17 protein-coding genes are annotated in these 24,230 nt (G+C 36.5%); 3 read left to right on the forward strand and 14 right to left on the reverse strand.

The features are described from left to right. Positions 1-197 precede the first annotated feature (197 nt). Positions 198-425, reverse strand: a complete 228-nt coding sequence (locus MB380_RS18410) for a helix-turn-helix domain-containing protein (RefSeq protein ID WP_253529615.1) — start codon at positions 423-425, stop codon at positions 198-200. 475 nt (positions 426-900) lie between these two features. Between MB380_RS18410 and MB380_RS18415 the strand changes: the two genes are divergently transcribed. From MB380_RS18415 to MB380_RS18425, 3 genes are read left to right on the forward strand one after another with little or no spacing between them, the layout of a single operon-like run. Continuing rightward, entirely contained in the window at positions 901-2,214 is a 1,314-nt protein-coding gene (locus tag MB380_RS18415) for a TlpA disulfide reductase family protein (protein WP_253529624.1), read from the forward strand. After that, entirely contained in the window at positions 2,211-5,390 is a 3,180-nt protein-coding gene (locus tag MB380_RS18420) for a SusC/RagA family TonB-linked outer membrane protein (protein WP_253529626.1), read from the forward strand. Before MB380_RS18415 ends, MB380_RS18420 begins: the two co-directional genes overlap by 4 nt. Before the next feature lie 11 nt (positions 5,391-5,401). Next, positions 5,402-6,748, forward strand: coding sequence for a RagB/SusD family nutrient uptake outer membrane protein (locus MB380_RS18425; protein WP_253529629.1), 1,347 nt, complete (start codon positions 5,402-5,404; stop codon positions 6,746-6,748). Between the two features lie 32 nt (positions 6,749-6,780). Here MB380_RS18425 and MB380_RS18430 read toward each other — a convergent pair whose 3' ends face one another. From MB380_RS18430 to MB380_RS18490, 13 genes are all read right to left on the reverse strand, one after another. Then, positions 6,781-7,086, reverse strand: coding sequence for a hypothetical protein (locus MB380_RS18430; protein ID WP_253529640.1), 306 nt, complete (start codon positions 7,084-7,086; stop codon positions 6,781-6,783). A gap of 46 nt (positions 7,087-7,132) precedes the next feature. Further along, positions 7,133-7,576, reverse strand: a complete 444-nt coding sequence (locus tag MB380_RS18435; protein WP_253529648.1) for a MauE/DoxX family redox-associated membrane protein — start codon at positions 7,574-7,576, stop codon at positions 7,133-7,135. Between the two features lie 925 nt (positions 7,577-8,501). Then, positions 8,502-12,104 carry a protein kinase domain-containing protein gene (locus MB380_RS18440; protein WP_253529650.1) on the reverse strand — a complete coding sequence of 1,201 codons (3,603 nt, stop codon included), beginning with the start codon at positions 12,102-12,104 and terminating at the stop codon, positions 8,502-8,504. Positions 12,105-12,106: 2 nt separating this feature from the next. Next, on the reverse strand, positions 12,107-13,270 hold the full coding sequence (locus MB380_RS18445; RefSeq protein ID WP_253529653.1) for a hypothetical protein: 1,164 nt from the start codon (positions 13,268-13,270) through the stop codon (positions 12,107-12,109). A 5-nt stretch (positions 13,271-13,275) separates the two neighbouring features. Further along, the gene (locus tag MB380_RS18450) at positions 13,276-14,907 is read right to left on the reverse strand and encodes a response regulator receiver domain (protein ID WP_253529656.1); all 1,632 of its coding nucleotides are present in this window, start codon (positions 14,905-14,907) and stop codon (positions 13,276-13,278) included. A 4-nt stretch (positions 14,908-14,911) separates the two neighbouring features. Beyond that, positions 14,912-17,818: an ATP-binding protein gene (locus MB380_RS18455; protein ID WP_253529658.1), complete on the reverse strand. Its 2,907-nt coding sequence runs from the start codon at positions 17,816-17,818 to the stop codon at positions 14,912-14,914. Continuing rightward, positions 17,808-18,899 (reverse strand): DNA cytosine methyltransferase, encoded by a 1,092-nt coding sequence (locus tag MB380_RS18460; protein ID WP_253529660.1) that lies wholly within the window; start codon positions 18,897-18,899, stop codon positions 17,808-17,810. Before MB380_RS18460 ends, MB380_RS18455 begins: the two co-directional genes overlap by 11 nt. 9 nt (positions 18,900-18,908) lie before the next feature. After that, positions 18,909-19,337: a very short patch repair endonuclease gene (locus MB380_RS18465; RefSeq protein ID WP_253529662.1), complete on the reverse strand. Its 429-nt coding sequence runs from the start codon at positions 19,335-19,337 to the stop codon at positions 18,909-18,911. A gap of 706 nt (positions 19,338-20,043) precedes the next feature. Beyond that, positions 20,044-20,583, reverse strand: coding sequence for a hypothetical protein (locus MB380_RS18470; RefSeq protein WP_253529675.1), 540 nt, complete (start codon positions 20,581-20,583; stop codon positions 20,044-20,046). 390 nt (positions 20,584-20,973) lie between these two features. After that, on the reverse strand, positions 20,974-21,984 hold the full coding sequence (locus MB380_RS18475; RefSeq protein ID WP_253529678.1) for a YhcG family protein: 1,011 nt from the start codon (positions 21,982-21,984) through the stop codon (positions 20,974-20,976). A gap of 157 nt (positions 21,985-22,141) precedes the next feature. Then, positions 22,142-22,723 (reverse strand): hypothetical protein, encoded by a 582-nt coding sequence (locus MB380_RS18480; RefSeq protein WP_253529681.1) that lies wholly within the window; start codon positions 22,721-22,723, stop codon positions 22,142-22,144. Positions 22,724-22,737: 14 nt separating this feature from the next. After that, positions 22,738-23,751: a relaxase/mobilization nuclease domain-containing protein gene (locus MB380_RS18485; protein WP_253529683.1), complete on the reverse strand. Its 1,014-nt coding sequence runs from the start codon at positions 23,749-23,751 to the stop codon at positions 22,738-22,740. Continuing rightward, on the reverse strand, positions 23,748-24,131 hold the full coding sequence (locus MB380_RS18490; protein ID WP_253529685.1) for a plasmid mobilization protein: 384 nt from the start codon (positions 24,129-24,131) through the stop codon (positions 23,748-23,750). Before MB380_RS18490 ends, MB380_RS18485 begins: the two co-directional genes overlap by 4 nt. Positions 24,132-24,230: the final 99 nt, after the last annotated feature.

The raw sequence follows: 24,230 nt of genomic DNA on the forward strand, positions 1-24,230 counted from the left end.
ACAACAAAAACCCCGAAACTCCAAGAAATTGGTTGTTTTCGGGGTTCTTTTTTTGAGTAATATGCTGATAATTAACTATTTAGCTTTAATAAGGTTACCCAACGTTAGCAAGCTCAAAAGAAGATTTTACCTTACTCATAATAAGCAAGATTAATTTTTACTTATACACTTTAATTCCTTAAGAATGTAATAACTGGTTAAACATCTATTAATTCACTGACTTTAACTTTTAAAGAATCTGCAATCTTTTTAACCAGGCTGATTGAAGAATTATTTTCAGCTCTCTCTATTCTGCCTATTTGGCGCGTATCAAGACCCGATAGCTCAGACAGTTTTTCTTGAGATATACCTAAACCTTCTCTTAAGGTAACAATCCGCTTGCCTACCTTCTCTAAATATTTCTGATCTCTAAATTGCTTTGCCATTAAGCAAACTTGGCTAGAATAAAGAAAAAATATTAGGACATATTTGTCCTATTGTAATATTTTGTTTATATTTGATTGAATTTTAGGCATTGAAATAAGGTCTCGTTAGCAAATTCCGACAATTTGATTCTCAAGCGAGGCAGTAGATTAATGCCCATGTTGTTACTTTTGCCTAACTTTGGCGATGTAGCACATGGGCTACTGCTGTATTCGTCTTGAGAAGGCGTCGGAACCTTGCTGAGCGGTATGGCGTAGTCCTGTGCTACATTGCTTTATATAGCCTACCGAACGAGACTCGTAAAATAGATACGAGTTATGCAGCATTTTCCATTTTTTCTCAACATTTGTAAGGCTTCGTTTGACCTCAAGGCCGGCGTGTGCCCTAAGCAGCTCTTCAAAAGCATCATCAAGTCTCCGGTGTAAGGTGGTGGTAATCTCCTTGTTGCTAAATTTTTCTATCTAAACTGTTACCATCATGAACGTAAAAAAATACGTAGGGGCATTGCTATGCCTTTACCTAAGCCTATCAACCCATTTTCTCCTCCCTGCCCAGGCTCTTCGTGTGGGAGATACTCTCCCACCGGAGCTCTGGCGCCTGCCGCTTCAGGTAGTCAATCATCCTGCAGGTAAGGAAACGCTCTTGCTGCATGAGTTTAAGAACCAACCCATCATTCTGGATTTCTGGGCTACCTGGTGTGCCCCTTGTATTAAGAAATTCCCGCAGATGGGAGAATGGCAAAAGCAGTTGGGTGACCGGCTCCAGTTTATTGGCGCCACGGGTGATGACAAAGAACGTATTACTGCTTTTGTTAAACGTTACCGGGCAAGAGATAGCAGCCGCTTTGTCCCTGTCACCGCTGTGAATGCTTCTGTATTACAGCAGTACTTCCCCTACCAGTCCATTCCGCAATATGTTTGGATAAATCAACGGGGTATCATTCAGGCAATTACGCATGAAAAGGATCTCACCTTAGAAAATATCAAACGGTTTATCAGTTGTGAATCTTTTACATATACACTCAAGCAGGATCTGGTGAACTTTGATTATGCTGCCCCGCTCTTTGTAAACGGCAATGGAGGTGAACCTTCCTCTATCAGGAATCGCTCCCTGCTGACAGGTCCCATACAAGGCCTGGGTTTAATGATTACTACGGTAAGAGGTAAGCCGGAAAAACCAGTCACCCAATTGACCTGCATTAACTGCAGCATTGCCCAGCTTTTTTCAATTCCCTATCCTGACATAGAAAACTGGCCATCTGCCAGAGTGATTGTAGAAGTCAGAAATGATACAGCTGTTCGCTTCAAAGGACCTGAAGAGGGGTATGAAGACTGGAAAAAGCACAACACCTACTGCTATGAATTGAATCTGCTCCCTACGCCTGCGGTAAAAGCAAAGGAATTAGCTACCGCAGACTTATTCCGGTACTTTGGGATGACAGGGCATTTCGAAGACCGGGAAATAGACTGCCGGATATTCACGGCTAATGAAAACCTCCGGCTATCCTATACCCGCGGAGGGCCGGCTGAAAATAATATGTATGCGCCGGACAAGGAAAAGTACTTTAAAAATGCGCCTGTATCACTTGTGATGGATTACCTCAACCGAAAGCTCCCCATCTATCACATAGATGAAACCGGATATACAAGGAATCTGGATCTCAGCCTGCCAGCGGCTATTGACGATACCAGATTGTTGGATGAGCATCTATCCAAGCAAGGGATAAGGGTCTCTGTCCAAAAAAGGAAAATACAAATGTTTGTGATTACCGAAAAACGAGCTAACCCATGAAAAAGTATTTAACTTTCTTTTGCTTGATGGTCTGTTTAGAGCTCTCAGCTCAGACCCTGCTCAGGGGTCGTATTTCGGCCGAAGACGGAAGTGCCCTGCCCGGAGCTACTGTACGTTTGCTTGCCAGTGGTACATCGACCCTGTCAGATGCGGAAGGTCGTTTTGAGCTCCTGCTTCGGTTGGAAAAGGATACCCTTACGGTGAGCCATATTGGCTATCTTTCTACACGAGTACCGGTCTCTGCTTCAATAGTGCTGTCTCTTGATATCCGCCTGATTCCGGCAGAGTCTTTATTGAATGAAGTGATGGTCAGTACGGGTTATCAGTCTTTACCTCAGGAAAGGGTGACCGGCAGTTTTGAGAAAATCAATGCTTCCCTGATTAACAGAAGTGTGAGTACGGATCTGTTGAGCCGGCTGGAAGGGGTCACCAGTCTGTATTTTGATAACAGAGCAGGTATCGGCGGGCGTAAACTCTCCCTCCGGGGTCGCAGTACTATCCTGGCCGGCGCCGACCCTTTGATTATCGTAGATGGCTTTCCTTATGAAAGCAGTCTGGAAACACTCAATCCCAATGATGTGGAAAGCATCACGCTTTTAAAGGATGCTGCTGCCGCTTCGATCTGGGGAGTTAGAGCTGCCAATGGGGTCATTGTGGTAGAGACGAAAAAGGGTAAGGCAGCCAAACCTGTCTTTGAGTTCAGAACCAACTATACGATAGGTATGAAACCTGATCTCTATTATGCCCCTTCCATGGCCTCGAAGGATTTTATCGAAGTAGAGCAACTGCTCTTTGATAAGGGCTACTATAACAGTTCTCTGACCAATAACCGTTTCCCGCTGATTTCTCCGGCGGTAGAAGTTCTTGCTGCCCAAAGGAGCGGCAAGATTACCGCACAGGAAGCATCGACCCGGCTATCAGGTTTGGCAGCTCAGGATGTACGCCGGGATATGGCTCAGTATTTCTACCGGAAGAGTTTGAATCAGCAGTATTCCGCTTCTTACAGAGGTGGTACAGACCTGTACAGTTATTATCTGTCTGCAGGCTGGGATCAGAACCTGTCCAATCGGGTAAGAGATGGCAATAGCCGTTTGAGTCTGCTATCTTCTAATCATATCCGGCCTTTGAAAAACCTGCAGCTGCAGAGTGTTATTTCCTATACCCAGTCCCGCAGCACTGCCAATAATCCGGTAAGCAACCTGGCTCCTACTTCCAAGGCCCTTTATCCTTATGCAGCATTGGCTACAGTGGATGGGAAGGCCCTGCCTTTAGATAAGGATTACCGGCAGGCTTTTATTGATACGCTGAAAGATAGCCGCTTACTGGACTGGAATTATCGTCCGTTAGATGAGCTAAGGCTGGCGGATAATACCAGCTTACTGCATACCTTTCGTTTCAATACCGGAGTGAACTACCAGTTATTACCCGGATTGAGTGCCGATGTGAAATACCAGTATGAAACACAGCTGACAGATATGCGTAACTATTATGCACAGGAGACTTATACTGCCCGTAATCTGATCAACCGGTTTACGCAGATCAATGGTAATCTGGTCAATAGACCAGTGCCTCTCGGAGGGATCCTGGATTTAGCAGAGGCCCGTCTGTCAGCGCATACCGCCAGAGCGCAGGTTAATTATGCAGTCAATTGGCATGCAAAGCATGCTTTGAATGTACTGGCCGGCTCAGAAATCAGACAGACCACGGCTTTGTCAAATAATTACAGAACCTATGGGTATGATGATCAGACCCTGGTACTTGGCAGTGTAAACTATGTGGATCTACTACCCACTTACAATAATCTGAACGGAACACAGCGGATTGTCAATCCGGCAGGTTTTAACCATACCCTGTCGCGGTTCACTTCTTTTTATGGCAATGGCTCCTATGTCCTGGATGATCGCTATTCTCTATCCTTCAGTGTTCGCAAAGATGCTTCTAACCTCTTTGGTGTAAGGGCCAATCAAAAAGGAGTACCACTCTGGTCAGCTGGTTTAAGCTGGCAGCTGAGTGAGGAATCGTTTTTCAGCAATTCAGGGATTGACCTGCTCAAATTACGCTTGACATATGGTTACAACGGGAATGTCGATAACACCGTTTCTGCCCTGACTACCCTAGCTTACTATTCAAATGCTGCCCTCTCAGGACTGGATTATGGCATGGTTGCCAACCCGGGGAATCCTGATCTTCGCTGGGAACGCTCAGGTATGCTGAATCTGGGTCTTGATTTTGGGCTGAAAAACCGGATGTTTTCAGGCAGTATAGATTATTATGTGCGACGCGGAACGGATTTGTTGGGGGAGGCGCCAATAGATCCGACTACTGGCGTTACCAGTCCTACCGGTTCATTTGCCTATAAGGGGAACGTGGCCGCCATGAGGGGAACCGGACTGGATGTTGCCTTACACTTTTCCAAAACCTCGGGAGCCTGGACCTGGAAAACTGACCTGATTTACGGATATGCGACTAACCGGGTAACCCGGTATCAGGCCTTGTCCACCGTGGCGGCTGCGTATGTAGGTTCAGGCAATCTGATCACGCCTGTCAAAGGCCAACCGGTATATGCCTTGTACAGTTATGCGTGGGCAGGCTTAGATCCCTTCACCGGAGATCCTCAGGGATACCTGGAAGGACAGGTAAGTAAAAACTACACGGCCATCCGGAATGCCGCCCCTGCTACTTTAGTGTATCACGGTTCAGCGGTACCTGAGCATTTCGGTTCCATCCGCAATACCCTGTCTTATAAAAACATTAGTATTTCTGCCAATGTTGTATATAAGCTGGGTTATTATTTTCGAAGGTCTACCATTCATTACGCCAATCTCTTCAGTACCTGGCAGCACCATGCGGACTACGCACAGCGGTGGAAAGAACCGGGTGACGAGGCATTGACGCAGGTGCCTTCACTGGTGTATCCCAATGTCAGTAACCGGGATGCTTTTTACAATTACGCAGCCACACTGGTTGAAAAAGGGGATCATCTTCGATTACAGGACATCAACCTGAGCTATGACTTTCCGGCTGCCGGCAACCGTAACTCTTGGCAATGCTATCTGTATATCAACCAGGTCGGTATGTTGTGGAAAGCCAACGCATCCGGTCTTGATCCGGATTATTATGCCAGCGGGTTTCCTGTACCCACCAGTTATGCTTTAGGATTGAAATTGAATCTTTAAACTTCCCAACTATGAAAAAATATCTTTTATTACTGATACTGGCACTCCCAGGCAGTGGCTGTCAGGAATACCTGGATGCCAAACCGGACAAGAAACTGGCAGTCATTACCAGTGTGAAAGAAGCCCAAACGCTTTTGAACAATGTGAATATCTTGAATGGGGCTTATCCGTCGGCCGGACAGGTGGCTTCAGATGAATTTTATTTATTGACTGCCGACTGGCTGGCGGTGAATACGGCATTGGAGCGCAATGCGTATATCTGGCAGGAAGAGGTATTCAATGAGAATCCACGCAATGACTGGTCTCTTTCTTATCAGAAAGTCTATTATGCCAATCTGCTACTGGAGGGTTTAGCGGCAGGGCGAATCAAGGGCACTTTGGAGGAGACAAATTCGATTAAAGGACAGGCCCTGTTTTTCAGGGCTTATGCCTGCTATCATCTGTTACAGATTTTTGCGCCGGCCTGGAATCGGCAGACGGCTGCAACTGATCCGGGAATCGCGCTGCGGCTTAGCTCTGACCTGAATGCCCCTACCCTGCGTGCCAGTGTGGAGCAAGGTTACCGGCAATTAATTGAAGATGCCCGATCTGCCTCTGAGCTTTTATCTGTCGAATCATCCGTCAAGACCCGCCCTTCCAAGGTGGCTGCCTTTGCTTTGCTGGCCAGAGTATACTTGACTATGGGCGATTATCCAATTGCGCTTGAATATGCTGAAAAAGCATTGACTTACCGCTCTGTATTGATTGATTTCAGTACTTGCAATCCTGCCGCTGCTTTTCCTTTTCCGCTGTTTAATGAGGAGGTAATCTTCCATTCGCATATGAGTACACCGGCTCTATTTTATCCGTCTGTTTTGAAGGTGGATTCCTTATTACTCAAGTCCTATCAGACGGGAGATTTAAGGCCTCAACTGTTCTTTGGTTCTAATCCGGGTGGCAGTTTTCATTTCAAAGGGAGTTATGCCGGTTCTAATAATCTCTTTAATGGCCTAACGGTCGGAGAATTAATGCTGATTAAGGCGGAGTGTCAGACCCGTTTGAATCAGGTAACTCAGGCCGCCAGTACGCTCAATGCTTTGCTGCAAAAAAGATGGAAGGCCGATTTGTTTGCACCGGTGGTTGTTTCGGATGCTCAAAAGCTGTTGGATCTGGTGCTGGAAGAAAGAAGGAAGGAGCTTGTTTTCAGAGGATTGCGCTGGATGGATTTAAGAAGGCTCAATCTGGAGCCGGAACGTGCTGTTACAATCAGGCGTCTGGTCAATAATCAAATGTATGCCCTGGCACCCAATAGTGCCCGATATGTCTTCAAAATTCCTCAGGACGTGATAGCCGCTACGGGGACTGCGCAGAATCCATAGAAAAGGGTGGAACACGCCACCCTTTTGCTGATTTAAAACTTGTAATTCAGTACCTGAACCGTGCCGCTCAGGTCCGGCTTTCCGGGATCGCCTTCAGGAGCCATGATAATGCATCTGACTGAGGTACTGTTCGGACAGTCCGGAATGCTCCCTGCCGGTTCGTAATTGTCTGCTACACTTTCTCCCCCGCTTGTGTTAGGAATAAAATGCCACCTTAAAGTAGTCGTTCCGGTGGATTTAGTCATACGCTGTTCTTCCGCTAATTGAAACGACATAGTCGCCACTGAGAGCAGCAGGGCAAATCCCCAGAGCAAGTGTTTTTTTACAAATGTTTTCATGATTTAAAAAAGTAAATGGTAAAAAAATAGAAAATATAGGATGCCTTTAGGCCGGCAAGCCCTTGGCAGTTTTGCTTCCTGCAGCCCTGCCTCGTTGTAGTTTTACTAGATAGAACCCTGCGGCACTTACGGCTGTAAAAAATAGGTTCAAGCAAAAGTGTTGTTGCCAGCTCAGTCCGCTGATGACGGAGCCACAGCCGCAAGGTAATTGTTCCCAGACTCCGGCCAGAGCCAGACCTATGTAAGTAGTAAAGGCCGACATCAATCCCAGTGAAAGCCATATTCCATAATATCTCATGCTTGGAATCAAAAGAAATAATACGATGAGCATTTCCAGGATTGGCAAAGTGTAGATCAGGATATGACCCCATGTGTCGCTGAAAGGTTGACGGAGTATACCTGCTTGAAAGGCTTCAAAATCTATGAGTTTATCCAAGGTAACGGGTATCCAGAGGGTCAGTAGCAGGAGAACCAGGAGCTTTAACTTCATAGGCATAATGATTTTACACTACAAAGTTCTTAAGCTCCTTTCACATACGAAACAGAAAATTGGAAGGGTTTGTGGGATAGAAAGGCCTAATTCTTTCCAATTCTTCACCTGATCTATGGATAAATACCTGTAAGCGCATTTTGAAGCATACGCACAGCACAAGGAAAGCCGTGCCCTGTCTGAAAGCTAATCTTTACTAGAGAAATCCGGCAGTACAATTCCCGCTAATGTTTTTTGGTAGTTTAGGCCATGCGGATTATGTATTTTTTCATCTTATAACTGAAAGTACTCTCATCATTGTACCTCACCCGATAAAATATATTACTGCTGGTAGATTTTGACTTTTCATCACTGGTAAAGCCCAGCGCAAGCTGCAAGACGTGTAGTAGTCTCGTATGGTTATATTAAATTCTGCCTTGAAATGATTCCTGAGCGTTCGCTCGATTCTTCCGAAATAGTCTGCCACATGCCTTGAATTAAGTTCAGTACGGCAGAAATACTTATCGAGATAGTTCTTTACTTTGCATAAGATAATATTCAGTTACCACTCTAAGAGAACGTCACACCGTTCCAATGTCCTGTAAAGTCTCCCTAAGTGTTGGATAACGTAAGAATAAATTTAAGTTTATTTATGAGACTTTTAGAAATCCACATACTATCCTGTTTCGAATTACGTAATCGAAATATTCAAAAGAAAATTTAAAGTGATCAAGCTTTTGCAGAAAAAAACTGTGTTTATAGTAAAATTAACATTTTTGTTAAATTTTTACCTTGACACAGTTTAATTTACAGTCTCCTCATAATAAAGTAGTTAAGATTGAATAATTGTCAAAACATTTTTAGAGGATTTGGAGTATTTGCCGATATATAAAAAATGCTATCTAATAATTATATAAAATTACTAACTCTATTGGTTTTTATCGTATTAAGGATTGCTAACAGAATAAATGAAAGTATCTGAAATTCCAGAAGAAAATGCATTAGATTTCCATTCTTTAGGCTTTATGTACCAACAATTATTAATTTTGTTTATTCCTGCAAAAATACTTGCGCAAACAGTTTGAATTTTAGACCCCGTTAATGCAATATCAAAATTGCACCCCTCCTGTAGGTAATATTTTTGGTAGAGACTCGTCATAGCTTTCAATATCTCGTTTTGTTTATCTGCTTCTATATCAATAACCTCTGTTTCAAGAGATGAATATTTATCTTGAATTACTTTTGCAGATAATCTTGCCAATTGACTTCTATAATCATTCTTATTAGGATTGATTATTAGTATTTTATCATATTGCTTATGATCCAAGAATGTCAACATTCTTTCAAATTTCGAAGAGCTAAAGCAAAGTATTACACGTGAATTAGACTCATCTGTATCTGTTGAGTATATATTTTCAATAGTGTAAGGTTTCAACTCGCCTAATTCAATACTTTCCGTTACAGTTTTCAAAATTTCTGTTGCTTGCTCCTGATTGTTTACAATTTCCCTTAAATCCTCTTCTGATGGAGATAGGCTTTTTGCCTCTGTTTCCAAAATAACCATCTCATTTATACTTTTCTTAGCTTTAATAAGTAATCGGAATATCATAGATTTTGATAACCCAGATACGTCGATTATTGTTTTTAATGAATAGTCTATCTTATCTATTTCCTCTATGTCCAATATAGAAATTTCTTTGCTTGATTTATCTAGAGTCTGCTTTATATCATTAAACCTACCTTCTTCTAATTTATGTTTTATTGCATATATTTTAGAAATATTAGGATTGTCAACAACCTTATTTAATGATTCATAAGTTCTATCTTCAAAACCTATACCCAAAACATATTGTTTACAACCATTAAGTAACCTATCACTAAAAGGATATTTACTCATGACAATTTGATTCTCCGAAACAAAGAAGTTTTCAATTTCTTTGTTTTCTTGTTTAGAATTGAGAAAATCTAAAGTAGCTTGCGAACCTGTATTTCTCTTAACTTCATTAAAACCATAAGAAGTCTCATCAGAATCACCATTATCAATAATCTTATTCTTTAGCAATATACTCTCTCCTTCCTGAGGGTTTTTTAACCATGCTTCCAACTCAGAACCACTTAACTCAAATCTGTCGGATTGGGAAATACCTATAAAATTAGTTAAGCCTAATAATTTTCTAAAAGCTAATTTGAACTGTAATAAAGGATTTGTATCATTTCCAGTGGTTCTGGGAGCTTGGGGACTTCCATCATATATGAAAATTCCTGCGTCTACCAAACTTCTTAATTTGTCAATTTGGAATTCCTGGTCTCCTGAAGTAATTTTCACATATATAGAATTATATTGCCTAAGTCTTTCGGAGCCTTTAGATTCCATAAGTAGCTTGTATGAAGCTCTGGCAAAGGTCAGCGCAAAATCTTTTAAATCATTCTTATTTCGATCCAAATCAAATAACTTATTTGCGCTAACATTTTGATAAACTCTGTTTTGTATTTCTACCTTCAAAGGGGTATGAAGACTACTCTTATATTCCTCTAACATCAAGTTATAAATATGTATGATATCTCCGATATCCCCTACACATACTTTAGAAAGCATTGTGACACCGTGATAAAACTGCTTCTTATTTTTCTTGTTTGCACCTGTCTTGGTTATATTAAGTGCAATTTCTTTAAGTGATGTATCTCCTAAAAGGTTTCCAGGATGGGGATAATTATTAGAATCTTTAGAAAGGAGTTTATTTCTTTTCTCCAAAATGTCGACTACGAAATTTTTATTATTTCTAATCTGTTCATTAACTAAATTTCCCAAATCAAATGTTTGTAAATCTCTTCCTATTCTTGTTTTTTCCTGATTTCCGGGAGAAAAAAGAATAGCATTTAATGTCTGTGCCTCTGTAGTAATTTTAAAAGCACATTTAGAACTTTGGAAAATAAATGTTGAAATAATCTGTATTATATTTTCCTGATTCAGATACCTTGTAGATACATCGTCTAACAAATAATATATCTTATGATTTAACAATATCGGACTACAATTTGTAATAGCGGTAGAAAGATCCTCAAACGTTGCAGGTGCAGCAGTGGAAATTGAAATTTCATTCCCTTCATTTTTTTCTAATAAATTGATTTTCTTAATTAAAATATCCTCCACCTCTTTATCAGAATTAATTGCAGGTATGTCAATATTACTAACCTTTGAGTTTATTTCATTTGTTAAGGTTTCATAATAAAAGTCTCCAACTGAATTGTCGTCTATTTTCTTTAACGTTCTTAAAGTTCTCAACGCTTCTAAGGAAAACCTTAAATATATCCTTTCAAGTGGTTTATATATCTTTTCGTCCTTTTTACCAACAACATCTAATAACTTATTTGCATTGATATATAACCCTATAAATCGGTCATTTACAACCCTCTCAATAATTCCTAAAGAACCTTTTCTTGAATATTCATCAGAGTTGGAAGAGCTAATACGAGAATAAAAAGTTAATCCTAATAATAATATAGTTTTCCCACAACCTCTCATTCCATAAATAATAAGAGGTCCAGGTTTTACAGATTCATTAAAGAATTTGTTGTCCGGGTCTACAAAAATAGCAGGAACATAATTTGGTTTTAATGATTGCGCATTGTATGCATAATCAAAACTTTTAAGTGTAAAAGTTTCATTCCACGGATCTACAACATGCCGGTAAGTACTTTTTATATCATAGATAAGATCATCAAACTTTGGCAGCCTTGTACTGATAATTTTTTGACTTAACAGTTTGCCATAATTTTCAAAATGTGAAAGTATCCGGCTTTCTTTATCTGTCAATTCTTCTTTATTATCTTCCTTTCTTGCTATAAATCGCTTAGATAAATCCTGAATACTTTTCCCAATCCAATTTATATCACCCAATCTTGTTTCTGAGCTCTGTGTTCTGTCAGAAGTTGAGTTTAAGTCTATAACTATTAATCTTATTGAATTATCGATCTGATCAACTCTTTTGGTTCCTTGACTAAGATTTGAAACCAAAATATTTCCAGGATGTAAATCATTATGGCTTTTACCATTATTTTTTAATACTTCAAGGATTTCCAATAAGTCTATAACTATTTGAGTTAATCTTTCAATAGAAATATCAGATTCCATTTCTTTTTTTAACGGACTGCCTTCCACATAGTCAAGTACACAAACATGACAAGGAATAATAGTGCCGTTAAAATCAACATCTTCATCAAAATAGTCATGAATTTCAACTATATGCTCATTTTCAAGTTGTGAATGCTGGTTACATTCATTTTCGAAATTCTTACCAAATAATTCATAAATTCCTTTTGGAATGACTTTTAGAACCCTCTTTTTGGGTATTCTTTCCTTAGAAGTTGCCATGTATGTTGCTCCATAAAATCCTCTCGCAATAGATTTTTCTAGTTTAAATCCGTTTACTTCTGCAGGATGCAAATCAAGAGGGAACCCATAATTCATTCCACATTTTGGACACTTTTCAGACAGTTCTTTTTCGGAATAGTCTTTTTGAGGACATTTAAAACAACAGTACTTATCCATTCTTAATCTATTGCTATAAAATTGTTCAATTCGTTTTTAAAGTATTCCAAATCATCTTCAAGAACTCTATAAGTCAAAACTGTTTCATTTTCTAAAATATTTTCATTTTGATTTTTAAAGAAAATTAATCCGCAAGGATCCGGGAATTCTTGATCACTGTTTATATATTTATTTTGGATCTTGACAATGGCACCTCTCATTTTCATAATATCAAATTTAAGCTTACCTGATTTTTTAGCTGAGAACTCATATATATGTGAGTTTTTTATCTTTTTCGCAATATTTTCAAAAGATGTGAAACTTCCTCCCTGAAAAACGATATTTTCTGTAAAGTTTTTTATAATTATCCTTTTTAACTCTGATTTTTCTATCTTTTTACCAGTGAGAGTTCGAACCATTTCGTTACATTCAAGCTCAATATGATGATTCAGCCAATTGTTCTTACTGCCCGAAAGATATTCATGAATTGCCAATAAGGATTCTCCTCGTCCTATATATGGCTGAAACAATTTAGTATTATCTGAAAAATAAAATGTGCTATTTATATCCAGTAAACTACTCAATTGTTTGAAATTATAAGAAAGATTTTTTGCTTCCTCCAAAGAACTCCCAAAGTTTCCGAAATGCGAATAGCGAATATCTAGACATAAATTTTTGATATCTACGGCAACTTTTTTAGACAATAAACTTGCAATTACTAATCCTGGAACACTCTTGAAACCATTTTCACTTCTATATTTAAAAAGTCTACTATCTAAAGGGGCAAACTGATTGTTTGAAATAAAATGACAATATTGCGTTTTGTCAATCATCTCATAAATTTGCTTCTTAGAAAGCTTTAAATTATATCCTTCGATTTGAGCCAAAACATCAATACCTCCTGCAGGTCTTCCAACTATTCCTAGTTTGGGAACAGAAAAATACTCTTTAAGAATTAATGGACTAATAATAGTAGACAACGACGATGGTCCTCCAGTAGAAGGGATGTCAGCTGTGCTGTAATTAGGAAATTTTAAAGTTTCACCACTCTGAGCTAATATCTTAGTTAATTTTAAGATTTGATTTTCATCAAATTGTGATTTTTTGATAACCGAACATATTTTTTTTATTTCCAAATCGGAAATTTCATTATATTGTCGATTAAAACTTAAATCAAAAAAACTCATTCCATTTATATTTTAACAAAATCAACTCCAACTCTGATTGGGTAAGAAAAAGCATGATTTGCTATTCTTTGGGTATAATTAGGTCTTATTGTTCCCAAATAAGTCAACTTTTCACTTTTCGTGATTCCTTTTTTATCTAAATAATGTACCCTTATCTGATTGTCTCCATTAATAAGATTCTCCTCTTCGAACACTTTATACTGAATAGGTTTGATGTATATTGGGCTATATTTTTGTTGATTTTCGTCTTGAGCAATGTCTGACCATAATATAGTCACATTATTAGATAAATAACTAATAAATGCGGTTTCTCCCAAATCAAGTGCAATATTAATCTTAACAGGTCTTCCTTCTGCAAAATAATAATTACTCTTAATCTTATCTTGAGGTCTTAAACAATCACAGAGAGCAGTTAAACATATAAGATATTTGGGCTTTTCTTTGTGGTTTTCGTTTTCTTCCATTAAAAATACATCGCCAAAATTGATTGTTTGACCAATCTTGTTTAAATAAAAAGAATTATAGAAAACATTCATCCTATGCAACGCTCCAAAATCATTGTAATCTTTTCCAAACTTTGATTCAAATTCATCCAGTAATTGATCATCCAGTAACAATGATTTTCTATCACGAAGAGACATTGAAATCTTTTCCAATAATATTTCGTCTATGAAATTCTTAAAAAAATGTCCAATTTCTATTTCCTTTAATTTTTTACGATGATAAATTAATGCATCTTTTGGAAAGGACATTATTGAATCATTTGTTATTGCACTTGTTCTGAAAAGATGATTATATAATTCAATTCCTAATAATTGATTATAACTTTCTACATCATTTATAATGTGATTTTTGAAATTCTCCAAAAGTACATCAGCTTGGTTTTTATCTTTATTCAAAATAGTAATGATAGTATTATTGATTACTATTATTTTATCGTTTGGATTAATGTAGCTTGGACAATATAATTTTGTTTCCGATTTATGTGTAGGCAAAAGAGAAATCGAAGATCTTATTATAGCACAAGTGTCATCTTGTTCCCCTGTAATTTCATTTAGTTTTTTTACGATTTCTTTATCTTGTCTATATATTTCGCCTCTTAATCTTCTAACTTCTTTTAAGTTTGACCTATTAATATTAATCTGATGGAAAATGTCATTTAACTGTGAAGGATACTCTTCAAGCTCTATTTGTTCTTTTACTATTTGATAATATTCTTCAGTCTGGCTAGAGAAAAAAGAGATTAAATTATATAATACATTGTCTATATCATTGTCCGAAGTGTAGATTGAACAAAAGTTAATATGCTTTGTATTTATTACCTTATCTAAAATTTTTAATGATAATAATTCTCCATCCTTTCCTTCCAGCTTCCAATCTAATATTACAAAATCCCGATTATCAATAATAAAATTTAATTCATTCGGATTGCTTTCCGCACCATTTTCAAATTTATAGACCTCTAGCGATATTCCATTTTCTTTAAAGTTTTTATATAAATTTTGAGACAGTTCTTCCTCAGTAAAATTTTCAGGAATTGAAACATCTTGATAGAAAGCTTTTGCTTTCTCATCAATATAAATGGCTGATTTTATTGAATCTTTTAAAATTATATGCGCACGTTCTTCAAAAGTCATAATGTTATGAATTGGGTATTATAACAAAGCAAGCTCCGTTTAGTATATTATAGGATTCCTCATTGGTTGCATAAATATCAAATCCAGATTCATTTAAACTTTGTTTCGCTAAATATAATCCAATACCTCTGCCGCTACTGCGATTTGAATAAAATAGATCGAAAATTTTAGACAATCTATGTTCTTCTATTTTTTGTCCAGAATTAAGAATGATTATTTGATTTTTTGCTTTTAGATAATCAAAATGTATTTCTTTAATCTCTACATTTTTCATCCAAAAAAAAGCATTATTAACGATATTTATTATAACAGTATATAATACAGGTTCTTTAATACGAATAATATGATTCATAAAAGAATCGCTTACAACAATATCTATTTTTTCTTCAGTTAGTTTTCTGTCAAAAAAATCCTTTACATACCTTATAATTTCAGAGCACTTTATATCCTTACTTATAGCAGAATTAATTCTATATAGTGGAGATAATAAATCATACTTTTCTTCAAGACTTCTAAAGGTTTTTTCCAAAAGTTGGTAATCGTAATTTTTCGCTATCCCATTTTCTTCGTCCAATTTTTGAAGTAATCGATTGATTCTAGAGTATAATATATTAAATTCGTGATCAATAATCTCAACGGCAATTCCCAATTGTGCAGTATCCTGAACTTGGTTCCACTGATTTCTCATTCTATCATATTCAGTTTTATAAGCACCCTGCAATAACTCTTCATCAATATCAAAACTCATTCTATTGATATGATTTACCAACGGAATTAATGTTTCATTTAATGTATTCTTTAATTCATCAAATTTCTTTTTGATTTCCTCAGACTGTTTTTGAATATCGTTTTTTGTAAATATTGAATCTAAAGCGACCTTCTTTACATCACCAAATTCCTTTAATGCAGATTCGGAGCGGTTATTATATTCCCTAAGTAATGTGTTTACCTTTGACTTTAAAATTTCAAAATTATCATAGATAAGGGTTTCCAACTCTCCTTTGTAAACGTCAATACTTTTTGTGAAATTTATTTTCAAATCTCTTAACTCTGCTTTTTCAGCTACTTTAACCATTAAAGCGGCACTATTCTTTTTAATATTGTTATTAAACGAATGAATCTGATCTTCGTATTTATTTAACCTATCCAATTGTAAATCAGTTGGCTCATATCTTTTAGGAATAGAAGGAAGAAGATTTTCAAATTCAACATCTAATTTGTGCAATCTTTCCAGGATATTTTCTATTTCCGAAAAAGCAACATTAGTGTCTTCAATTTTTTGTGCCAATAGCTCTAATAAGGAAGAATATTCTTTTTCGTATTTATTAAACTTATCAGGATAAGCATTTAAAGATCTACTGAATGCTTTTTTCTCTTCTGTTTCTCGTTTTTTATCTGATTCTATAGCTTCATTTCGTTTATTCAATATTTTTTTCTGATCCAAGAAAATCGATTGTTCAGCCTTATCCGAGAAAAAATCTTTGGCTACTTGAATAAAGAATGCAATTAAATCCGATTCAAATGCTCTATATGGATCATTGGAAATCAAACCTTCACGACTGGATTTATCTTTAAGATCAGGGTTTTTACTTCTGCTTAATTCCAAATAACCGAACATTCTACGGTAGGAGAAATAATAGGTACCAATTCTTTTATTTCTACGCTCTTCAAATTTTAAAAAATCTGCATTAGGTCGTCCGTAAGGCAATACTCTAAACTCATCTCTAAAAATATAAAGCCCCCCGTTTTTGGTTACCTTATCGTTTATTTTTTTGAAAGCATTATCGCTAAGCATAGAGTCTTTTCTGTCACCTTGACTATAACCTAGTTTAATAGGTATTTCTCCATAAAAATTTTTCGCAAATTTTCTCCTAGTGGTTTTATATTCATATGGAATTAATTTGTCATAAATTTTTAAATCTCCTTTAAAATTACCGTTCCCGTCAAATTTTCCGTCAATTAAAACATCCGCAGAATTATAATCATCTGCGGTAAAAAAATTTCCTTCTCCGTTTATAATCTCTTTGTCTTGACCTAAAACTTCGTGGATATAAAAAGAAGTATTTACAAGTCGATTGTTTTCTTTAAAAGGGTTTACAAATCCAGATAAACTGGATATTGTAAATTCTCGTCCTTCACTGTTATCTTCTTCTTTATTTTCTTCAGCCAGTTCTAAAATTTGATCTATAGGTTCAAATATTAAAAATTTTGTACCGTGACTTTCTTTAATATCAAGTAAATTAGTAAATAAAACATCAATTAATTCTTTTGTTAAACGAGAATTTAAAACAGATTTTAATATTTTGCTTCTCAGTTCCAGCTGTTTCTGTTCCCATATCGGATTTCCTTCACCATCCCTCTCTTTCTTAAAATTTTGGAGAAAGGAAATTTTTAATTTATAAAAAATATCTCTGATGTTGGAAATGGTTGTTAAATCTTCAACAGGAATATTTACATCATCTAAAAATAAATTAAAGTTTTCGAGTAACCTCCAATCAAAAAACAAAAGTTGAACAGGGTGTCCGATTTTTTTTGTAATCATTAGCATCGGATAGCCCAAATATGCTACGGACAATCTTCCTATACCCTTTTCCCCAGCTTTAACTCTTGCTTTTTTCCAAAGAGTTTCTTCATCCTCTAGTTGTTCTAATTCTGCTCGACTTTTTGAATCTGTTCCTAACACCAACCATTTCTCTAAAATATCCTTTTTAGACATTCCCTTTCCGTCATCAGTAATTAAAAATAATGAAGAAGGTAAATTTCTAAATTCAACTTTAAAGATTTCTGCAGTTAAATTATCAGCATATGCGTCATAACCGTTTTTCCATAATTCGGTAATGGCTGTAGGTAAATCAGCAATTTGCCCTTTACCCAGTAAATCCACAGCTCTGGCTTTTGTTCTAAACTGCATTATTATAGTTTTGTATTATAGCTTTTCCTAAAGCCGTTGCATACTTAGGAGGTACTGCGTTACCAATCATTCTCGCAATATTTGCAACACTTGTTCCTTTAAATTTATAGGTTAATGGAAAGGATTGCAATGTGGCACCTTCTCTTAAAGAAAGGGCTCTGTCTTCCTCTGGATGAACAAATCTACCATTAGAAATACTAAAAAATTTTGTTGTAATTGTCGGCGAGGGTCTATTCCACCATAGCCGTCCGAATGTGTCTTTAAAAGATTCCTCATTCCCTTCAAAACACTTCAATTGTAACTCTGGATCATTTGCAAATCCAAGTCTATTACCTCCATCCTTTTTTACCTTTTGCAGCCTTTTTTTGTTGATATCACTGATATTAGTAGCTGTATGAAGAAAATCAGTTTTATCTTTATGTCCAGGTTCTATTTTAGGGAAACCTTTATCCGTTCCTAAAACATCTTTTACAACAGCTTTTTTGCCTTCCAATTCCAAAGGCTTGATTTCATCCTGAGAAATTCGAGTTGCGATTAAAGTAAACCTTTTACGACTTTGCGGAACACCATAATCATTTACATTATGTACTTTGAAATGTGGATTTTCATATCCATTATTTTTCAGCCATTCAATAAAGTCATTTAAACCGCTTTCTTCTTTTCTTCTCAAAACACCAGGAACATTTTCGACAACCACATATCCTGGACGGAAATATTTTACAAAACGTGAGAATTCTGCCAAAAGATTTTTTGACTTAGCTGACTTTGTTTTATCTGTATTAATGATGCTCCAAAACTGACACGGACTACATCCTATCAATACAAGTTCATTATCATTCCTTTTTAAGGACAACTTTTGTTCAAGTTCTTTTTCTTTCAGATCAAATACATCAGCGTGGATAAATTCTGCTCCTTTTATATTGGCTTCATAAGTTGTTTTACAATTTTCATCAAAGTCAATTCCGGCAATAATTTGAATTCCTGCTTCCTGCATTCCAAAACTCATACCACCACCAGAACAGAAGAAATCCACTGCCTTTAATTTGTTAGAATGATGTATATATTCGTTTTTCTTTTTCATACTTCAAAATCAATTTCGAAATTGGTCTTGTATGTTTCTTAAAATATTTTGTAAAGTTTGGTCTTGGTTATTCTTTTTTAATTCACATCCATAAACTACCAGAACATTCCAGTCTTTATTTTTTAATTTTACAATGTTCTCTTTATCTCTTTTTTTGTTTCCATCAATTTTCTCTGACCAAAACTCCTCTCTTGTTTTTGGTAATGTTGCATATTTACAACTTTCGTGCCCATGCCAAAAGCATCCGTGAATTAGAATTACTGTTTTATATTTAGGTAATATTATATCTGGCTTTCCCGGAAGTCTTTTGTCATACAATCTGTAACGTAAACCTTTCCCAAACAAAAATTTTCTAACTAAAAGCTCAGGTTTTGTATCCTTCCCTTTTACTTGACTCATATTAAAGCTCCTAACTTCCTTTGAATGGATATCTGCCATTATTCTTCTCTTTTCGTAGATATTAAAAACTTTCTTACATTCTACATCAGAATCAGAGTCCTCTGCTATATAATAATGTTTCAACCGATGATTGCCTTGCATTATTACACAATTGAGAAACAGTTGCCTGATTCTTAACAAGTTTTTCTCCAAACCATTTGTTCTTTTTGTTTAGCTTAGCCAAAACCACCCTAATTTTATTTAGTTCTTTTGAAGCCACAACTCTTTATGTTATAGGCAAAAATATACAAAAATTCGCAAATAATATTGAGTATCTTTTAATAGGATAAGTCCACATAATATACATTGACTCAATGATTTTGAAAATATACAATTAGTGATAAGAAAGAGGGATGAATAACTTCTTGGCATTCATCCCAAAAGAAAAAAAAGAAAAAAGAAAGCCTCTCTGTAAACGGATATAAGAACCTGAAGCACAATAACTCACGAATGAAGGCGGAGTCGTTATGAATCTGCATTTATCATTATCCGTTATATTTATAATATTGAGACGATTAAAATAGAATAAATTTGTCTCGAATTATATTTGTCCATTTTTCTGACATGTTCTAAAATACGTTAACTCAAGGCAAATTTGAGATTAAAAAGACTTGTAAACAACAAAAGCATAGCCGCAAAATTACAACTCAGGCTTTAAATGAGAAGTTGTAATTTTTCGAGTTACAATAAAATATTAAATAATTTCCTATTCATTATAAATATTAATTCCTCTTGAAAAAACTATTAGGCTATATGGTTGTACTCCGTTAAACTCATTACCAGTTTTTAAATCTATGAATAATCCCCATTTATAATTTAAATCTCTCTTTGTCATTTCTATTAGCTTTAAAAAATCCCAATCACGATCTGGCTTATTTTTATTCGTTGATTTTTTCAGTTCAACGATAAGGTAGTTTGACTGGCTACTTGCATGATTATGAAAGATAAAATCGGGTAGAATCTCCTTTTTAATATGAGTTTGTCCATTTTCCCAATTCCTAGGCCAATATTGAATTGGTAATTTTTCAATTAAAAAATCAACTTCTTTATTTATTACGCTATTTCCTAAAATTCTCTTGTTATAATTAGAATTAATGTCAAGATTTAAATCTTGAAACTCTTTTTTAAAATAATGAAGTAACTCTGATGTCAAAGCTTCTTCATGTACATCTTGTATTATCAGACTCTTGTGGTCAATTATGAATTGGTTCAAGGCATTCTTGATGTTAGTTAGTAATTCATCCATAAAAAATTTTGTTTATGTTTCAGATATTACAGACATGGAAGTCTTAGCACTATTGTTTATTTTAATTAATAATACTAAATTGTTTCAATCTATTTTCTGTAGTGCCGCGTATATGTTGTTATCCTAATTCAATATTTTTTGAGTTTCTATTATTTCTCAGTTGTTAAGAAGCGTATTATTGATTAAAGGCGATTTTTAGAAAATTTAAATACGCATCTAGATTTATGAACCCGTTATTATAAGGAGCAATGTATTGGGCTTTTGTTAATTGAATGGGCAGTTGTAGATGAACAAGTGGCATAGCAGGTAAATCGTATTCTACAGTAACTACTACCTTGTCAATTTCTGCTACAAATTTATAATGCCGAGGAATTAGTGCCTACCGAACAACTAAACTCTGATATCATTTTCTCTTTTTTCAATCTCTTTTTTGATTTCTTCGATCAGTTGTTGTTCTGTTGGTAAGTACAATTTGTATTCGCTGGCAATGATGGTTTTGTTATTTTCAGGCAACGAAATCTTGACTACAGCATTGTTTTTTTCGGCACAAAGTAAGATACCTATGGTGGGGTTTTCAAACTCTTTCTTTTCATAACGGTCGTAATAATTTACGTACATCTGTAATTGTCCTATATCCTGATGTGTAAACTTTGTGGTTTTTATCTCAATGATTACAAAGCATTGTAGAAGCCTGTTGTAGAATACAAGATCTATAAAGAACTCATCGCCTTCAATGTGCAACCGTTTTTGCCTGGCCACAAAAGCAAATCCATTGCCCAGTTCCAGTAAAAAATCATGTAAGTGTGTAATAATGGCCTGTTCCAGATCTTTTTCATAGTAGGACGCTTCCCGATGCAATCCTAAAAATTCAAGATACATGGGGTCTTTGATGATTTCCTTCGCATCTGAGGGTTGTTTTTCATTTCGTGCTACAGCCAACACATTTTCCCTGTCATTACTCATTAACAGACGCTCCCATAAACTACTATGGATTTGGCGTTCTAGCTGGCGGGTAGTCCAATTATTCTTTATGGCTTCAGCAATATAAAATTCTCTTTGATCTTGACTATCCAGGCGCATTAACATTTTATAATGTGTCCAACCCAATTGCGAACGCAGTGCGTTCGCAATTGGGAATGTGCGGTAAAATTGCCGGAAAAGCTCTATCTGACGCTTAGAAAAACCGCTTCCGTACTCCGGTTCCAATTGTTCGGCTACAAATTTGGTCAGATAGTTGCCGTAATCTGCCCGGTCTTTCCCTTGCTGTTCTTCTTCAAAAATACGCTGTCCGATCAACCAATACATCATAGTACGTTCGTGATCCACTGAACGAATGGCTTTTTCTTGAGCATTAAGAATGATGGCCTTGATGTCTGTTATGACAGATTGACTTATAATCATGTGTCCTACGTTTAATTTTCCAAAATTACAAAAAGTTATAGGGTGTCCCTTTAATAAGAATATCAATATTCCGCTTGCTCGTGAATACTGTTTGTTTCATTCATTACTTCTAGTAGCTGAATAGTCAGCTTAAACCTGACTATTCAGCTATAAAATATCATTTGGAAATGATTTGATTATTTCCTTCAGCCAGTTCTTTTTCTGAATTGATATAGGCCTTCTCCATCAGCTTTTTCACTTCTTTGCCGTTATTGTTATATAGATAGTCCCAAGACTTTTTTATTCTATCATTTTCAATCATCTGCATTTTAATTTCTTTTTGATTGTCGCTGTAATGGATACCCCACTTATAAAGATTGGTCAGGAACAGCATAATAACCAGCCACAAAAACCAACGGCCGAAAATAACCTTGTAGAATAGTTTGGCATCCTGTTCAGGAAATAGCAGTATCTGAAATTTTCTGACAATACTTTTCGGCTGTGTGCCGATCATCAGTTTTACATCGGTTAATCCCTTATATATCATTTGCTGAATAGGTTCAGTATCGACTGTTACCGAAACGGCTTTGGGGTTGTCCAGTTCTCTCTTAAAATCATCAAGCTTGCTGCCAATGGTGTTGACAGCAGCAATCAGATCGTTCATGGTTTGGTTAGTGGTTTTCTGTTCCTGGGTAAATTCTTCCAGCACCAATCCCAATATTTCTTTTTCGATCGCTTCGTATTTATCTGCAGTATTCATAATCATGCATTTTACTAATTACTTATTTGTACTCTTCTCCTTCTACCTTTTTTCCTAGCTTCTTTGATAAGCTCAGGATTGATATAATCCACTCCTTCCTCTGGTTTCAGCAATTGATACAATATACTGGAAAGCTGCTTTTCAATCATTTCAAAAGATTCTTGTATCTCCCACTTATAATCTTGTGCTGGTGCCTTCGCGTAGGCGATGGATGATCTATTACCTCCCGGCTGTCTATGCTTCTTGGCTTTGTTCATTTCCAATTGTTGCCTAATTCCTAAAATCCTGTCGATTTTCGCCATTGAAAAGCCAACCTCGCTACCTTTTATTTTTACCTTTTTATCATCAATAAAGGAAATACCCCTGCCTTTGATAACCTTATAGCCCAATGTCTGCATCTGCTTTTCAAATGCGGAATAGTAGCTTACTTTCTCTAAGGTCTGTCGGATATCTGCCTTTAATCGTTCTTTGCGTTGGTCTTGGCGTGGTAATAGTCTGTCCTTCTGTGACAGGAAAGCCCGGGGGCTTAATACTGCTTGTAGGTTATATTGCTTCTCCAAACTCCGGCAGAGGCTGGCCATACGCTTATAACTGTTACTATCGCTGGCGACCTTACCATTCAATCCTACACGGTTAGCGGCAATATGAATATGCTGCTCTTTAGTGTCCTTGTGTAGTACACAGATATATTGGTTTTCTGCCACGCCAAATGCTACGGCGCAAGCTCTGCCCATCTCAATAAGCTGGTCTTTGGTCAGCGTTTCTCCGGGTGCCAGCCGCAGGGATAAATGCAATACCGGTTTCTCAACCCGCTTGCTTAGTTTCTGAACGTCTTTAAACTGTTGTGTCAGTTCATGTTTGTTGCCAAAGCACTTATTGTATTCCAATACCTCTGCACGTTCTCTGTGCTGCAAATGATCCTGCACGGAAAGCTCCTTTTTCTGCTGCTCGGACAGTTCCTTTTTATCTTCCAGACAATAGCTGATACAGTGATAAAAAGATGAGCCGATTGATACATGCCCTATCATTGTAAATAGCTTTTAATCTGTACTGCGATCTCTTTTAAATACCCTGACTGCACTTTTAATTCTGCACGCTCCAATGGGCTTAATTCATCTGATCCATTCCGCTTTTTAGCAATCTGGTTCAGGTTGGCACCCATGTGATTGAGCGCAGCAGTAAGGCTCAAAACTTCTTTTGGCAACGCTTTATTTCGTTTGTCAATTTTTCCGGTAAGCCCGATTTCCCGCAGGTATTCCGAAACGGAAAGATTAGCACTCTTGGCCTTGGCTTCAATTACTTTACGTTCGTATTGCGTGCATTTGATGGCCATAAGCTGGTCTCTTTTAACGGCTTTTTTAGGCCTGCCGCCCTTGTTTTTTGTAATTACATTCTGCTCCTCCATCATCTTTATCCTCTTTCTTTTTGAATGCAATAGCATGAAAAAAATCTTTCACCGAATGCGGTAGCATGAGGTGAGCCAGCGTTTTGGTTTTACCAAAACATA

This window comes from Emticicia sp. 21SJ11W-3 (genome assembly GCF_024138715.1).
In the GTDB taxonomy this organism is placed as follows: domain Bacteria; phylum Bacteroidota; class Bacteroidia; order Cytophagales; family Spirosomataceae; genus Emticicia; species Emticicia fluvialis.

Excerpts from the sequence above, each read along its gene's own strand:
- MB380_RS18420 (WP_253529626.1), top strand. The coding sequence starts at position 2,211 with ATGAAAAAGTATTTAACTTTCTTTTGCTTGATGGTCTGTTTAGAGCTC.
- MB380_RS18460 (WP_253529660.1), bottom strand. The coding sequence starts at position 18,899 with ATGAAAAAGAAAAACGAATATATACATCATTCTAACAAATTAAAGGCA.
- MB380_RS18480 (WP_253529681.1), bottom strand. The coding sequence starts at position 22,723 with ATGAATACTGCAGATAAATACGAAGCGATCGAAAAAGAAATATTGGGA.
- MB380_RS18475 (WP_253529678.1), bottom strand. The coding sequence starts at position 21,984 with ATGATTATAAGTCAATCTGTCATAACAGACATCAAGGCCATCATTCTT.
- MB380_RS18485 (WP_253529683.1), bottom strand. The coding sequence starts at position 23,751 with ATGATAGGGCATGTATCAATCGGCTCATCTTTTTATCACTGTATCAGC.
- MB380_RS18470 (WP_253529675.1), bottom strand. The coding sequence starts at position 20,583 with ATGGATGAATTACTAACTAACATCAAGAATGCCTTGAACCAATTCATA.
- MB380_RS18490 (WP_253529685.1), bottom strand. The coding sequence starts at position 24,131 with ATGATGGAGGAGCAGAATGTAATTACAAAAAACAAGGGCGGCAGGCCT.
- MB380_RS18465 (WP_253529662.1), bottom strand. The coding sequence starts at position 19,337 with ATGGCAGATATCCATTCAAAGGAAGTTAGGAGCTTTAATATGAGTCAA.
- MB380_RS18425 (WP_253529629.1), top strand. The coding sequence starts at position 5,402 with ATGAAAAAATATCTTTTATTACTGATACTGGCACTCCCAGGCAGTGGC.
- MB380_RS18440 (WP_253529650.1), bottom strand. The coding sequence starts at position 12,104 with ATGGATAAGTACTGTTGTTTTAAATGTCCTCAAAAAGACTATTCCGAA.
- MB380_RS18450 (WP_253529656.1), bottom strand. The coding sequence starts at position 14,907 with ATGACTTTTGAAGAACGTGCGCATATAATTTTAAAAGATTCAATAAAA.
- MB380_RS18445 (WP_253529653.1), bottom strand. The coding sequence starts at position 13,270 with ATGAGTTTTTTTGATTTAAGTTTTAATCGACAATATAATGAAATTTCC.
- MB380_RS18430 (WP_253529640.1), bottom strand. The coding sequence starts at position 7,086 with ATGAAAACATTTGTAAAAAAACACTTGCTCTGGGGATTTGCCCTGCTG.
- MB380_RS18455 (WP_253529658.1), bottom strand. The coding sequence starts at position 17,818 with ATGCAGTTTAGAACAAAAGCCAGAGCTGTGGATTTACTGGGTAAAGGG.
- MB380_RS18415 (WP_253529624.1), top strand. The coding sequence starts at position 901 with ATGAACGTAAAAAAATACGTAGGGGCATTGCTATGCCTTTACCTAAGC.
- MB380_RS18410 (WP_253529615.1), bottom strand. The coding sequence starts at position 425 with ATGGCAAAGCAATTTAGAGATCAGAAATATTTAGAGAAGGTAGGCAAG.
- MB380_RS18435 (WP_253529648.1), bottom strand. The coding sequence starts at position 7,576 with ATGAAGTTAAAGCTCCTGGTTCTCCTGCTACTGACCCTCTGGATACCC.